Origin of the sequence: Staphylococcus sp. MB377 (assembly GCF_001922505.1) — a bacterium.
GTDB classification, from domain to species: Bacteria; Bacillota; Bacilli; order Staphylococcales; family Staphylococcaceae; genus Staphylococcus; species Staphylococcus haemolyticus.
In genome coordinates, this window is sequence record NZ_MAON01000011.1 from 396111 (window position 1) to 410866 (window position 14756).

Annotated in this window: 11 protein-coding genes and 2 pseudogenes; 5 read left to right on the forward strand and 8 right to left on the reverse strand. The window is 35.2% G+C overall.

The window, feature by feature from the left end; all coding sequences use genetic code 11:
* Nucleotides 1–58: 58 nt before the first annotated feature.
* Both BB045_RS12575 and BB045_RS03930 read left to right on the forward strand, forming a co-directional pair.
* Nucleotides 59–259: pseudogene (locus tag BB045_RS12575) on the forward strand (GNAT family N-acetyltransferase); the annotation flags it as partial.
* Nucleotides 260–330: 71 nt separating this feature from the next.
* Complete coding sequence (locus BB045_RS03930; RefSeq protein ID WP_142236924.1) at nucleotides 331–873, forward strand: GNAT family N-acetyltransferase; 543 nt, start codon at nucleotides 331–333, stop codon at nucleotides 871–873.
* Nucleotides 874–1437: 564 nt separating this feature from the next.
* On the opposite strand, the gene BB045_RS03935 is transcribed toward BB045_RS03930, so the two are convergent.
* Complete coding sequence (locus BB045_RS03935; protein WP_075140493.1) at nucleotides 1438–3012, reverse strand: BCCT family transporter; 1575 nt, start codon at nucleotides 3010–3012, stop codon at nucleotides 1438–1440.
* Between the two features lie 184 nt (nucleotides 3013–3196).
* Between BB045_RS03935 and BB045_RS03940 the strand changes: the two are divergent.
* A pseudogene (locus tag BB045_RS03940) lies at nucleotides 3197–3799 on the forward strand (GNAT family N-acetyltransferase).
* Nucleotides 3800–3863: 64 nt separating this feature from the next.
* Here the strand turns inward: BB045_RS03940 and BB045_RS03945 are convergent.
* A complete protein-coding gene (locus tag BB045_RS03945) occupies nucleotides 3864–4250 on the reverse strand; it encodes a VOC family protein (RefSeq protein ID WP_048667888.1) in 387 nt (128 codons plus the stop codon).
* Nucleotides 4251–4286: 36 nt separating this feature from the next.
* On the reverse strand, nucleotides 4287–4754 hold the full coding sequence (locus BB045_RS03950; RefSeq protein ID WP_048667889.1) for a bacillithiol transferase BstA: 468 nt from the start codon (nucleotides 4752–4754) through the stop codon (nucleotides 4287–4289).
* 258 nt (nucleotides 4755–5012) lie between these two features.
* On the opposite strand from BB045_RS03950, the gene BB045_RS03955 reads away from it, so the two are divergent.
* Nucleotides 5013–5786 carry an inositol monophosphatase family protein gene (locus BB045_RS03955; protein WP_075140494.1) on the forward strand — a complete coding sequence of 258 codons (774 nt, stop codon included), beginning with the start codon at nucleotides 5013–5015 and terminating at the stop codon, nucleotides 5784–5786.
* Between the two features lie 115 nt (nucleotides 5787–5901).
* On the opposite strand, the gene BB045_RS03960 is transcribed toward BB045_RS03955, so the two are convergent.
* The 5 genes from BB045_RS03960 to BB045_RS03980 form a co-directional block, all read right to left on the reverse strand.
* Nucleotides 5902–6645, reverse strand: a complete 744-nt coding sequence (locus BB045_RS03960; RefSeq protein ID WP_053026818.1) for a cyclase family protein — start codon at nucleotides 6643–6645, stop codon at nucleotides 5902–5904.
* Between the two features lie 155 nt (nucleotides 6646–6800).
* Nucleotides 6801–9050, reverse strand: coding sequence for a 5-methyltetrahydropteroyltriglutamate--homocysteine S-methyltransferase (metE, locus tag BB045_RS03965; protein WP_075140495.1), 2250 nt, complete (start codon nucleotides 9048–9050; stop codon nucleotides 6801–6803).
* Nucleotides 9047–10885: a bifunctional homocysteine S-methyltransferase/methylenetetrahydrofolate reductase gene (locus BB045_RS03970; protein WP_075140496.1), complete on the reverse strand. Its 1839-nt coding sequence runs from the start codon at nucleotides 10883–10885 to the stop codon at nucleotides 9047–9049. The genes metE and BB045_RS03970 overlap by 4 nt, the downstream gene beginning before the upstream one ends.
* On the reverse strand, nucleotides 10839–12014 hold the full coding sequence (metC, locus tag BB045_RS03975; protein WP_070678941.1) for a cystathionine beta-lyase MetC: 1176 nt from the start codon (nucleotides 12012–12014) through the stop codon (nucleotides 10839–10841). The genes BB045_RS03970 and metC overlap by 47 nt, the downstream gene beginning before the upstream one ends.
* Nucleotides 12011–13114, reverse strand: coding sequence for a PLP-dependent transferase (locus BB045_RS03980; RefSeq protein ID WP_075140497.1), 1104 nt, complete (start codon nucleotides 13112–13114; stop codon nucleotides 12011–12013). Before BB045_RS03980 ends, metC begins: the two co-directional genes overlap by 4 nt.
* A gap of 810 nt (nucleotides 13115–13924) precedes the next feature.
* Between BB045_RS03980 and BB045_RS03985 the strand changes: the two genes are divergently transcribed.
* Nucleotides 13925–14755, forward strand: coding sequence for a ParB/RepB/Spo0J family partition protein (locus tag BB045_RS03985; protein ID WP_075140498.1), 831 nt, complete (start codon nucleotides 13925–13927; stop codon nucleotides 14753–14755).
* Nucleotide 14756: the final 1 nt, after the last annotated feature.

The following is a 14756-nucleotide window of genomic DNA, read 5'->3' on the forward strand; positions in this document are numbered from 1 at the left end:
TACTATATATTTAATTTACCGAATAATTTGAAAATTCAAACTGGAGGCGATAGATATGATGTTTGGTTATCAAGTGAATGAACATGTGACGTTGAAGATATTAGAAGAACGAGAAACGGAGCAACTTTTCAAATTAGTTGATGCGAATCGGGATTATTTAGGCGAGTTCTTGTCATTTGTAAAATATACAACGGAAGTTATGCACAGTAAGAAGTTTATTCAGTCGGCACTAGAACAGTGCACTCGTGGTGATGGCTTTCCATATCCTCTTTAGTAGCGGTTTTTCTTTGAGATTTATTAATAATTAAATACATAGGCGGGATAGTTATGATTTTTGGTTACCAAGTAGATAAAGATATTAAATTAAAGATATTAGAAGAACGAGAAGCAGAACAGTTATTTAAATTAGTAGATAGCAATCGTAACTACTTAGCAGAATTTCTACCTTTTGTCGAACATACAAAGAAGGTGGAAGATAGTAAACACTTTATCCATTCAGCGTTGCAACAATTTATCGATGGTAATGGATTTCATTGTGGAATATGGAGTAATAAAGAACTGATTGGGGTCATAGGATTGCACTATTTAGACTTAGTTAATAAAACAACTTCGATTGGTTATTATTTAGCTGAAGACTTTCAAAAGAAAGGCATCATGACTAGATGTACTAAAGCACTTATTCGTTATGTATATGAAGAATATGATATTAATCGTATTGAAATACGAATGTCTACCAAAAATAAGAAAAGTCGAGCTATACCTATAAGACTGGGATTTACACAAGAAGGCGTATTGAGAAGCGATGAGTGTTTATTAGGGGTATTCTCAGATAGTTATGTATATAGTCTGCTCAGAGAAGAATATTACAAATAATCAATCATCTAATTTACAAAATATTTAGTTTATTCAATAACTTTAAACATAAAATCAACAAAGTATCCGACATTTCATGAGGGAGAATACGGGATGCTTTGTTCTTTCATAAATAATTATTTAATATCAATCTAACAAGTTAACACAAAGTATTATTTTAAAATTGAGATTAGACATTTATTTTTTCAACTTTGCAACAGAACCCAAAATAGTATAGATAGCCAATTTGATGTGGTTGGTCTTGTTGATAAAAAATTGTAGATAAAGTAGTTTGGAGATATTGGCCATTTAACGAATGGAAACTAATTTTTAATCCAGGAACATTTGAAAAATAAAGTCACAACGAACGTATCTAATTCGTTGTGATCACTTATTTTATCGTATTGTTTATGTATATATACCATACAAACCAAAAAAGTAAGATAGAATTCATTTTGAATTTGTCGTCCCCAAAAAAGAGGACTAAAGTTGAAAAAAGCTTGCGACAAATGCATTTTCAATTTAATCATCGACTACCATCAATATATAAAACCTGAGACATTTAATAATGTCTCAGGTTTTGTCCTATTTAATTTTAGATTGTTGGTTTGTGTTATTTTTAATATAGTTCTTTTTACGTTGATGATCAGGTTGTAAGGTTAAACCTAAGAATTTTCTTTCTTGATTTGCATCTTTGAAAAATGAAATCATCATTAAAATAACAACAAAACTAAATGGTAATGCTGAAATAATAGCAGCTGATTGCAGAGCATCTAGACCTGTCGATCCACCAGATAGTAAAAGTACGTAGGCAATCGCTGATAACATGACTCCCCAAACAATCTTAACAAAACCGGATGGATTTAAACGTCCAAATGATGTTTGCATACCTAATACAAATGTAGCTGAGTCTGCGGATGTAATAAAGAACGAGCCTACTAATATAATAGCGATAAACGATAAAATTGTACCCATAGGCATTTCATTGAAAATACCAAATAATTGTGTTTCAGGTGGCATACTAAAGGTGTGTTTAGATTGCTTACCAATTTCAATACCAGTAATACCAAAGGCTGTAAACCATAGCATACTAATAATTGTAGGAACACCTAATACTGCTATAACGAATTCACGAATTGAACGACCTTTTGAAATACGTGCAATGAAGATACCTACAAATGGTGACCAACTCATCCACCAGCCCCAATAATAAATCGTCCATGACTGTAACCATTCATGTTTTTGTGAATTAAGTGGAGCAACATCAAAGCTATTAAAAATAAGGGTATTCAAATATTCACCAATTGAGGATGTAAACATATTCATAATTAAAATTGTAGGACCTACAATTAGAATAATAATAAGTAACATCGCAGCTAAAAGCATATTTAAATTACTTAAATACTGAATACCTTTGCTTAAGCCACTCCAAGCACTAATTAAGAATAAAACTGTAACAATAAGAATAATAATGCCTTGAATAAGCTTATTGTTTGGTACTCCAAATAAATAATTTAGACCACCATTAATTTGCATGGCGCCAACACCAAGTGACACTGCAACTCCGATAATAGTAGCAAAAACAGCTAGAACATCTATAACAGTACCTAATGGACCTTCTACTTTATTCCCGAAAATAGGACGTAATGTACGAGAAATGAGTCCTAAGTCATTTTTTCTAAACTGTGTATATGCAAGAGCCAAAGCAACAATACCGTAAACTGCCCAAGGATGTAGTCCATAATGTAAGAAACTTGAACGCATAGCTTCAGCTAGAGCAGCTTCTGTTTCTTTACTCGCTGTTGGTGGAGATAGATAATGTGAAATGGGCTCAGAAGATCCATAGAATACAAGTCCAATACCCATACCTGCACTAAATAGCATTGTTAGCCATGAAATAGTATTAAATTCTGGTTTATCATCAGGTTTTCCTAATTTAAGCTTTCCAATTGGATGAAAAATAAGTGTGATACAAAATATCAGAATAATACTAATAAGTAACATATAGTACCAACCGAATGTTTCTGTAATAAAACTTCCGATTGCTCCTGAAATTGAACCAAATTGATTAGGGAAGATGGCTCCAATAATTACCAGTAACCCTACAGTAACTGAGGCAAAAATAAATACATTTGAAAACTGTTTTGATTTGTTTTCCATGTATTTAACTCCTTTCAAATTTAATAAAGTAGATGTATAAAAGCTTAACATATATAGTTAAAAGAATAATGAATAAGTTTAAAATTTTACAAACATGTAATAAGTTTATACCTTTGAATTGTGTAATATGTTGCTTTGGTTATAATTTCTTTCATGTTTTTAAAAAATATAGGAGATTCTAATTATATTTGGATATCAAATTAATGAACTTTTGAAATTAAAAATATTTGAAGAACGAGAAGTGAAGCAGAATAACCATTTAAATTAATAGATAGTAATCGTAAGTATCTATCAGAATTTCTACCTTTTGTTGAATAAATAAAGAAGGTTGAAGATAGTAAATTTTATCTATTCACTATTGCAACAGTTTACACGCGAATAAGAAATGAGGAGTTGTATTTAAAAACCGCACTGATGCGGATATGGATTTCATTGCGGCATATGGTATGACAAGGAACTTGTAGGAGTCATCGGCTTGCATTATTTAGATCTTGTTAACAAACGAACGTCTATCGGTTACTATTTGGCAGAGCACTTTCAGAAAAAAGGGATTATGACAGCATGCACAAAGGCGTTGATTCGCTATGTGTACGAAGAATTTGATGTAAATCGTGTGGAAATTCAAATGTCGACGCGCAATCCGAAAAGCAGGGCCATACCTGAGCGACTTGGTTTTACGCAAGAGGGCGTGTTGAGAGATAGTGAACGTCTACGTGGAGCGTTCTCAGATAGTTATGTGTATAGTCTATTAAGAGAAGAATATGGGGATGTTAAAGAAGAGTGGTAAGTAGAAGCTTATAAAAAAACGCTTAACAGTTTGTAGTAATAAACTATGTTAAGCGTTTCATTCTTTATTGTTCTACTATTTGAATTAAATTACCGCAAGTATCGTTGAAAATGGCCATTTTAGCACTACCCATTGTAGTCGGTTCAACGGTAAAGTGAACGCCTTTTTGCGTTAATGCATCATAGGTTTGTTGTACATTTTCTACGCCGAACATCGTAATAGGTATGTTGGCTTCGAATAGACGTTGTTGATAATCACTTGCAATAGGGTTGCCATTTGGTTCTAAGACCAATTGAGCACCATCTGGTTGATTCGGAGATACTAAAGTAAGCCATCTAAATCCTTCGCCTACAGGTTCATCTATTTTCTTTTCAAAACCTAAAATGTCTGTATAAAATTGTAAAGCTTCTTCTTGATTATCTACAAAGATACTATTCGCAATAATATTCATATTTATCCCCTCAAAGTATTTATTATGAAACTTGGATTACTTGGCCTGTTTAAGCACACGAGCCATTTCTTCAATTTTGCCTGCATGTAATGGGACGTGAATGGCATTTAACACTAATAATTCGTTAAGTGTTTTGCAGCCAGCAATCGGTTGTTCAAGTTCTTGTGATAGTTGTTCATCAGTAAGTTGACGAGCACGATCTGGAATTGTTTTTAAGTCCTCTTTAATCGATTCAATTGATGGTATGTCTTGTTCTTCCCAGTTTGCAGGACTAGAACCATAACCAAATAATTTAGTATACGTTTCAATATCAACGGCATTTTGAGCACCCATTGATAAAGCAGAATCGAAGATAGTTAAAACATGTCCAAATTGCCAATGTAAAGTATTTGGAAAAACATCATTCTCTTTATCTAATACTTTCTCAACGTTCCAATTATCATAAACTGATAATAGATAATTCACACCTGTATCAATAACATCATAAACTGTTTTATCACTCATTTAATCTCCCCCACATTCTTTAAAAATTAACTACTGAATATTTACCCGTTAAACATTCTTGTCAATCTAGTGGTAAGATAGTGTTATTAAAGAAAATGATTAAATGGCAGAGTATTTAATAGATATTTTGTTAGAAAAAACATATAAACTTCATACAAGAACTTAATAGGTTAACGAATCTTAGGTATAGTTGAAAAAGGATAATTTTTTAAAATTAAAAAAGCAATTATTAAACTGAAAGTAAGAGGTGAGAAGGGCGTGTATGTCATTCAAGATATTGACCATCGTATTGAAACATGGATAGTGCATATTGCTAAAAAAGTAAATGTGATGTTACAAGATGTGGCTGTTGAAACTAAAAAGCATGACTTAGATTTAGTGACGAATATTGACAAAGAAGTTCAAGCGGATTTCACTCAACTTATTAAAGCAAATTATCCAGAACACCAGATTATGGGTGAGGAAAAAAGTAACAGTGAAGTAGATATGTATCGTGGTTATGCTTGGGCGATAGATCCTATTGATGGAACAACCAATCTTGTTAAGCAAGGTAAGGATTATTGTTTAATTGTAAGTTTATTCTACGATGGCGAGCCTTTACTAGCCTATACATATGAATTTTATCAACAGAAATTATATAAAGCTGTTCAAGGTCAAGGTGTGACGATTAATGGCGTGCCACTTCATGTAGACAAGTATCATCATCTCAACGATGCTTTGATTTCTATTGATCCGAAACGTGCGAGTTCTGAATTACTCAAAGCGTTGATTTCACATGCGCATGGTTTTCGATTTATTGGTGCTGGTGGCATTGGTGCATTGCGTACAATCACTGGTGATTTCGGTGCAAGTATTGATATGGGAGCAAACCTGTGGGATATGAGTGCACAAATATTATATGCGAAAGAGTTAGGGTTAGTTGTAACAGATATTCAAGGCAACTCTACCGATTTAAATCATGTTAAAGGTGCGATTATCGCGCATCCGGATATTCACGAAGACATCATTAATATTATAAAAACGTATCAATAAAATATCCTGCCACATCCCGATACTAGAATGTAATGGGTGATGTGACAGGATTTTATATAATATTAGGAAAGGTTTGGCTTTGATCGCTCGTTATCAAGCCTTCAAGTGTCATTATTTAAGGTTTAATCGCAAATGCACGTACTGGGAACCCAGGTGCGTCTTTCGGTTTCGGACTAATGGCATAAATGACCGCACCACGCGTTGGCAATTGGTCTAAATTCGTTAACAATTCAAGCTGGAACGTATCTTGTCCAAGAATGTAACGTTCTCCAACGATGTCACCATTTTTAACGGTATCTACCGACGCATCTGTGTCGAATGTTTCGTGGCCAATTGATTTTACGCCACGTTCTTCGACTAAGAACTTCAAGGCATCTAAGCCCCAACCCGGTAAATGTTGATTACCATCAGAATCTTTATTTTCAAATTGTTCAATATCTGGCCAACGTTTCGACCAGTCAGTACGTAATGCTACAAACGTGCCTTCTTCAATACGTCCGTTTTTAGCTTCCCATTGCTCTAAATGGTCACGTGTGACGATAAAATCAGCATTTTCTGCAGCTTCTTTTGAAAAGTCTAAGACGATAAGGGGCAATACTAACTCTTTCAAGTCTAGCTCTTCTAAGTAACGTTTATTCTCTACAAAGTGAATAGGTGCATCGATGTGTGTACCATATTGAGTGACGATATTCCAACGTTGCACGTAAAAGCCGTGCTCTTTGACTGTGAAAAGAGTGGAAACTTCACCTTTTTCAAATTCACTAAATCGAGGTATTTCAGGGTCAAAGGTATGTGTTAAATCAACCCATTCAGCTTCTTTCAGTTGATTTAGTTGATCCCATAATGGATAGTTTGGCATGTTCAACACCTCCAATTGTAATTGTTATTCTATGTTGATTTTGGCAGTGGCTGACTGAACTGACTCATCGCTTTAGGAAAAGCTCGCTTCAGTTCTAGTCAGCTGTGCTGGGGCAGTACTACGAAATCACCAGTGATTTCTGTACTGCTCCCTCCCTACGCGGGTTTATTTTGATTATTTGATTCACGTTTTTTACGAACTGTATTTACAAGTACAGTAAGAGCGTCTTTTACTTCATCTTCTTTACGTGTTTTTAAGCCGCAGTCTGGGTTAACCCAGAATAGTGAACGATCAATTTGTTGTAAAGAACGATCAATCGCTGTAGCGATTTCATCTTCTGTAGGGATACGTGGACTATGAATATCATAAACACCTAAGCCAATACCTAAATCGTAGTTAATATCTTCAAAATCTTTGATTAAATCACCATGGCTACGTGATGTTTCAATTGAGATAACATCAGCATCTAATTCATGGATAGCATGGATGATTTGACCAAATTGAGAATAACACATATGCGTATGAATTTGCGTTTCATCTTGTACTGAAGATGTTGCTAATTTGAATGAATTTACTGCATCTGCAAGATATTGTTCATGGTATTCAGAGCGTAATGGTAAACCTTCACGTAAAGCTGGTTCATCTACCTGGATTACTTTTATACCCGCTTCTTCTAGCGCTAATACTTCTTCGTCAATGGCTAAAGCGATTTGGTCTTGAACGACTTTACGTGGTACATCTACGCGTTCGAATGACCAATTTAAGATAGTTACAGGGCCAGTAAGCATACCTTTCACTGGTTTGTCAGTTAAACTTTGCGCATATACAGTTTCTTTGACTGTTAGTGGTTCAGTCCATTTTACATCTCCGTAAATTACCGGTGGTTTAACTGCGCGTGAACCATATGATTGTACCCATCCAAATTTTGTTACTAAGAAACCTTGAAGTTTTTCTCCAAAGAATTCAACCATATCATTACGTTCGAATTCACCGTGCACTAATACATCTAAACCGATATCTTCTTGGATTTTAATCCAACGTGCAATTTCACTTTCTAAGAAGTTATTATAGGCTTCATCAGAGATACGTTTGTTTTTCCAATCGGCACGATATTTACGTACTTCTTGTGTTTGAGGGAATGAACCGATTGTAGTTGTTGGTAAGTCAGGTAAGTGTAAGCGTGCGTCTTGTGCTTTTTTACGCTCAGGGAAAGGTGACTTACGGCTTGTCGGTACACTATCGAAGTCGTATTCTAGATTTTTGAATGATTGAATTTGGAAACGTTCATAACGTGCTTTCAATTCGTCATATTTTGCGCTATCATTCTGATTTAATAGTCGACGTAGCGCGTCTAATTCGTCTAACTTTTCAGTGGCGAAACTTAAACCTTCTTCGATAGATTGCTCTAAAGTTTCATCATCTAGTGATACTGGAACATGTAATAAAGATGATGAAGGTTGGATAACGATATGTTTTGCGTGTCCTTGTAACGTTTCGATTAATTTTTTCTTAGCTTCGATATCTGCAGCCCACACGTTACGGCCATCAATAATACCTGCATATAATGTTTTAGATGAATCGAAGTCACCTGATTCAATTTGTTTTAAGTTATAACCGTTGTCGTGTACAAAGTCTAATCCTAAACCACCAACTGGTAATGAACTTAAGAATTTAACATTGGCACGTTCGAAGTAAGTTTGAATGACTAATTTGTCAGCTAAACCTGCTTTATCAAAGTAGTCATAAGCTTCTCTAGTAATAGCTTCATAAGTTTCGCTTTCATCAGTAACTAATACTGGTTCATCAACTTGGATATGAGCTGCACCAGCGTCAATTAATGATTGAAGCACTTCTTTATATAAAGGTAATAGTGTTTGAACTTTCTCTTCGAATGATTGATGTCCACCTTTAGATAATTTTACAAACGTAATAGGACCTACAATCACAGGGTGAGCGTTAACGTTAAGAGATTTCGCATAGTTAAAGCGATCTAATAAAATGTTGTGGTTCACTTTAGGTTCAACATTATCCCATTCAGGAACAATATAGTGGTAATTCGTGTTGAACCATTTAATGAGTGCACTCGCGACATGTTCTTTATTACCGCGTGCAATATCGAATAATAAATCATCGTTAACTTCGCGACCTTGGAAACGTTCAGGGATGATGTTGAATAATAATGATGTATCGAGAATATGATCATACAAGGAGAAGTCACCAACAGGTACACTGTCTAAATTATAATTTTTTTGTAATAGTAAATTTTCTCTATGTAGGTCACTTAACTTTTGATCTAATTCTGCTTTATCGATTTTTTTAGCCCAATAGCTCTCGATGGCTTTTTTCCATTCTCTTTTTCTACCTAATCTTGGGAATCCTAAATTTGAAGTTGTAATTGTTGTCATGATATTGCCTCCTTGTTTTGGGTATTTGCTTTGGAATATGCTGCGAGTTCTAATGAATAATCGATACGTTGGAATGGTGTGATAATGTATAAACCATTGAAATACTCATGCACTGTATCAATCAATTCTTTAGAAAGTCTCAAACTTAATGCTTTTGTTTTTTCTTTATCATCTTTTACTGCTTTAAATTGGCTTAATACGTCTTCAGACATTTTAATACCAGGCACTTCGTTATGTAGGAAAAGTGCATTGTTATAGCTTGCGATAGGCATGATACCTATAAATAGAGGGACATTAAGGTGTTTCGTCGCCTCATATACTTCTTTAATTTTTTCTTTGCTATACACAGGTTGTGTAATGAAGTAATTCATACCGGCAGCTACTTTTTTCTCAAGGCGTTTTACTGCACCGTCAAGTTTGCGTACATTAGGGTCAAATGCACCAGCGATGTTGAAGTTTGTATGTTTCTTCAGCGCATCACCATCAGTATTAATACCTTGATTGAATCTTAATGCTAATTCGGTTAATCCTTTTGAATTTACGTCGTAGACATTCGTGGCACCGGGTAGGTGGCCTACTTTTGAAGGGTCACCTGTAATCGCTAAAATTTCATTAACACCAATAAGCGATAAGCCAAGTAAGTGTGATTGCAAGCCAATCAAATTACGATCTCGACATGTAATATGCACGAGGGGTTCAATGTTATAACGTTGGCGTATGATGCTCGCTGCAGCGATATTGCTAACACGAACAGTAGCAAGTGAATTGTCAGCGAGGGTAACAGCATCAATGTTCGCTTCGTCAAGTTTGCCAATATTCTCAAAGAAGAGATCTGTATCTAAATGTTTAGGTGTATCAAGTTCGACAATAACTGTTGGTCCGTTTTTAACTTTTGTTGTTAAATTATGTTTATACGTATGTGTGACTGCTCGATTTGTCTGACGATTAATCGGAATGACGTTTTTATTTTTAACAGGCTTTAAATCTTTTACAGATGATTTGATATATGCAATGTGTTGTGGTGTTGTGCCACAACATCCTCCAATTAATCTCACACCCTCATTAATAAGTTCTTGTGCGACATCTCCGAAATATTGTGCGTTATCGCTATACTTAAATTCGCTATTCTCAATATCCAGTAAACTTGCGTTTGGATAGCATGATAAGTAAGCCGTTTCTGGTAACTCAATATGTGAAAATGAGCGTTGCATATGGTGTGGACCGTGATGGCAATTTAATCCAACAACATTGGCGCCACAGGCAACTAGTTGCTGTAAAGCTTTATTGATTTCAGTGCCATCGACTAAGTAATTCGTATTTGAAGCGGTCAATTGCGCAATGATAGGGATATCGTACTTTCGACGTGTTGTTGTAACAATATTTGTCAGTTCTTCTAAGTCGTAGTAAGTTTCGAACAATAACCCATCAACACCTTCTTCAACGAGTGTATCGATTTGATTTTCAGCGTGATACTGAATGGTGGACAAAGGCAATTCCTCTTGCTGTAAACTTCTGAAACCACCTACTGTGCCAAGTATGAAAGTATCAGGTCGTGCGGCACGTTTTGCGATGGCTACAGCTGCCTTATGAATGTCCTTTACTTTATGTTCCAAGCCAAAGCGTCTTAGCTTTTCAAAGTTAGCGCCATACGTGTTGGTCTGGATAATATCGGCACCGGCTTCTATATAAGAACGATGTATAGACTCTACTTTTTCTGGATGTGTTAAGTTATAAGCTTCTGGACATGTATCTAAACCCTCTGAATAGAGAATTGTTCCCATTGCACCGTCAGCTACTAAAACGTTGTTCTGTAATTGATTCAATAATCGACTCATTGAAAGCCTCCTTTAATGCGTAGTTGAGGTCAGCAATTAATTCTTGAGATTGTTCTAGACCTACGCTTAATCGGAATAAGCCAAAGGTAATGCCACGTTCATTTCGAACATCTTCAGGAACAGCAGCATGTGACATTGTGGCTGGATGAGATAATATTGTTTCTACACCCCCAAGACTTACTGAAACTAGGGGTAAAGTTAAAGCATCTACAAAGTCTTGTGCTTTCGTTTCATCTTTTAATCGGAATCCAATCACGGCACCACCGCTATTTGCCTGTGATAAGTGTAATGAACTGTTTCCTGGATAATATACTTCGGCAATTTCTTCTCTTTCTTTTAAAAATGCTACAAGTTTCTCCGCATTTGATGTTGATTGTTTAAACCGCACAGGTAATGTTTTTAAGTGTTTGGCTAATGTCCAACTATCATGCGCTGACAATGCAGTGCCCGTACCATTCTGTAAAAGATATAATGCATCAGCGACGTCTTTACGATTTGTAATGGCAGCGCCTGCGATAATATCGCTGTGGCCACCTAAAAATTTAGTAGCTGAATGAACCACAATATCAGCGCCAAGTGCAAGTGGTGATTGACCCAACGGTGTCATAAATGTGTTATCTACTGCTAAAAGTAAGTGATGACGTTTAGCAATCGCTGCTACTGCACGTATATCTGTAATTTTGAAACAAGGATTGGATGGTGTTTCTACGTAGATGAGTTTGGTATTCGGCTGAATCGCACGCTCAATTTCTTCAGGTTGTGTAGCATTAACAGTCGTAAATTGAATATCAAAGCGATTTAAAATTTGTTCTGTAAGTCTGAATGTGCCACCGTATACATCATCAGGAAGAATGACGTGATCATTTGTTTTTAATGTTAGTAATACAGCTGAAATTGCTGCGATACCTGAGGCGTACGCAAATGCATATTGTCCTCCTTCAAGTTTCGCTAATTTCTCTTCAAGAAGTTGGCGGTTTGGATTGCCACTTCTGGCATAATCAAATTTTGCATTGCCACCAAGCACTTTTTGATGAAATGTTGAAGAGTCATAAAGTGGTGGGTTAGCTGAATCGTAATCTACTCCTCTGTGTTCATCAAAAATAACTTCGGTTTCTTTTGATAAGCTCATGAAATCACTCCTACTTTAGAATTCTCCAATGCTCGTAAAATATCTGACTCAATGTCGTTATAATCTTCAATACCAATGGATAAGCGTATAAGGTGTTCATCTATGCCACGTTTATCTTTTTCTTCATCCGGCATATCGACATGGGTTTGTGTGTATGGGAAAGTAATGAATGTTTCTGTTCCACCTAGACTTTCTGCAAAGATACAGATTTCTAAATTTTCCAAAAATTTAGCAACGCTAAAGTCTTTATTTAGACGTAAACTCAGCATGCCCGTTTTACCACTGTATAGCACTTCGTTTATTGCACTAGAAACTTTACATCGCTCGGCTAACTTCTTAGCGTTTGCCTCTGACCGTTCAATACGTAAATGTAATGTTTTTAAGCCACGTTGTAATAAATAACTATCGATAGGAGACAATGTTGCCCCAATCATGTTATGCAATTGCCCAAGTTGCTCAGCTAATGATTCATCTTTAACAGATACAACCCCAGCCAATACATCATTGTGACCACCAATATATTTAGTTGCTGAATGGAGTACAATGTCAGCACCGTCTTCTAAAGGCGTGGATAAATAAGGTGTTAAAAATGTGTTGTCGATAATTGTTAATAGATTATGCTGTTGACTTAAGATGTAATAAGGTTCAACGTCAATTTCGATCATTTGTGGATTCGAAATAGGTTCTATGAAAAGTGCTTTTGTATTAGTCGTAATAGCGTTAACAACTTCTTCATAATTTAGGAAATTAACATATTTAAATTTGATACCATATTGTTTTTCATAAAAGTCAAATAATCTAAATGTACCACCATATAAGTCGAAAGCGACTAATATTTCATCACCTGGTTGAAACAAGTTACATATGAGTTGTACTGCAGCCATGCCACTTGAAGTGGCAAATGAAGCAATGCCTCCTTCTAATTTCGCAAAGGATTCTTCAAATGCAGAACGTGTTGGATTCTTTGTTCTTGTATAATCATAGCCTGTTGACTGACCAAGGTGAGGATGTTGATATGCAGTAGATAAATAGATAGGATTGGCTATTGCGCCAGTAATATCTTTAGTTAATGATATTTGTGCTAATTGAGTATCTTTCATGTCAAATCCTCCATTCATTTTTTTGTCCAATAAAAAAAGCTTCCGTCCTTTAAACCCGATATGCATCGGATGTAAAGGACGAAAGCCTGTTTCGCGGTACCACCTTTATTTATTACTTTATTGCTAAAGTAACCTCAAACAGTACGCCATTTTATGAATAAAAGTGTACTGAGATAGTGGACGCTAATTTAATCGTTATGTAACGCTTTAGTCGAATGAAAGGGACACATTAAAAAACTCATTTAACTTGATTATAAGTAAATGAGTATTAACGATGATTAGCGACGTCTAGAATTCCAGTACGCCATTAAACAATAAATGTTAATACTGTATCGCTATAACGGGCGAACCCGTTGACACCTCGTATTGGCATCAACACTCAAAGGCCATTTTCAAACTTTCTTTCAATGTCTCTTCTCAGCTTTGGAGACTCTCTGTATTAGCAGTGTAAGTTCTACTTTCCTTATTACAGTGTGTAATTTGTGTTTTTTTAAGTTAATTCATAGCTTACAGACCTAAATTACATTTGTCAACAACTTTTCTGAAAATTAAAATTATAAAGGTAATTCAGAAAACGCTTTAAGTATTGATAGCATAGCGATAATTGTATATAAAAAAATTTAATTTTTTCATTACATTTGTCTAATCTACTTGTTAAACCTATTCCATATTTTTTAAAATAAATAAGTACTAAAAAATGCGCGCCATTGAATTTATAGTGTAAAAGTAAGTTTGTTGTGATTGTAAAAGACTAGTTCTTAGATAATGCTTCAAATACGATATCAATAATGGCTTAGAGAGGTGAAAATAGTGAGTCATAAGCAAGATGAGCGATTGGCGATAAGTCAAAATGAACAAATTCAAAAAATTGATCTTTCTAAAATTAAAGCTAATCCATATCAACCTCGTAAAACATTTGACGATGATAGATTGAGTGATTTAGCAACGTCAATACAAACTCATGGTGTATTACAGCCCATTGTATTGCGTCAGACTGTACAGGGCTACTATATAGTAGTTGGCGAAAGACGATTTAGAGCATCTCAATTAGCAGGGTTAAGCGAGATACCTGCCATTATTAAAGAATTGTCCGATTCTGACATGATGGAATTAGCAATTATCGAGAATTTACAAAGAGAAGATCTCAATGCCATTGAAGAAGCTGAAAGTTACCAGCGCCTCATGAATGATTTAGGATTAACACAACAAAAAGTAGCGGGACGACTAGGCAAATCACGACCATATATCGCAAATATGCTAAGATTGCTAAATTTACCCAAAGACATTTCGAATCAAGTCAAAGAAGGTGCGTTATCTAGTGCACATGGACGGACGTTGTTAGCCATTAAAGATGTAACTATGATGAAAAAGATAAGCCAACAAGCCATACGTGAAAATTGGAGTGTTAGATATCTTGAACAGGTTGTAAATGAATTACAAGACGGTGGGCAGTCTAAAAAAAGCAAAGCAACAACGCAAATAAAACCTAAATTTATTCAAAAGCAAGAACGTCGACTTAAAGAAAAGTTTGGGTCTAAAGTAGACATTTCAACTAGCAAGAATATAGGTAAAATTACATTTGAATTCAAAACAGAAAAAGAATTTAAACGACTCATTCAAAAACTCAATGACGAAGTATGAT

Coding starts and splice junctions, on each gene's coding strand:
- BB045_RS03935 (WP_075140493.1), bottom strand. CDS start 3,012: ATGGAAAACAAATCAAAACAGTTTTCAAATGTATTTATTTTTGCCTCA.
- BB045_RS03950 (WP_048667889.1), bottom strand. CDS start 4,754: ATGAGTGATAAAACAGTTTATGATGTTATTGATACAGGTGTGAATTAT.
- BB045_RS03980 (WP_075140497.1), bottom strand. CDS start 13,114: ATGAAAGATACTCAATTAGCACAAATATCATTAACTAAAGATATTACT.
- metE (WP_075140495.1), bottom strand. CDS start 9,050: ATGACAACAATTACAACTTCAAATTTAGGATTCCCAAGATTAGGTAGA.
- BB045_RS03960 (WP_053026818.1), bottom strand. CDS start 6,645: ATGCCAAACTATCCATTATGGGATCAACTAAATCAACTGAAAGAAGCT.
- BB045_RS03970 (WP_075140496.1), bottom strand. CDS start 10,885: ATGAGTCGATTATTGAATCAATTACAGAACAACGTTTTAGTAGCTGAC.
- BB045_RS03945 (WP_048667888.1), bottom strand. CDS start 4,250: ATGAATATTATTGCGAATAGTATCTTTGTAGATAATCAAGAAGAAGCT.
- metC (WP_070678941.1), bottom strand. CDS start 12,014: ATGAGCTTATCAAAAGAAACCGAAGTTATTTTTGATGAACACAGAGGA.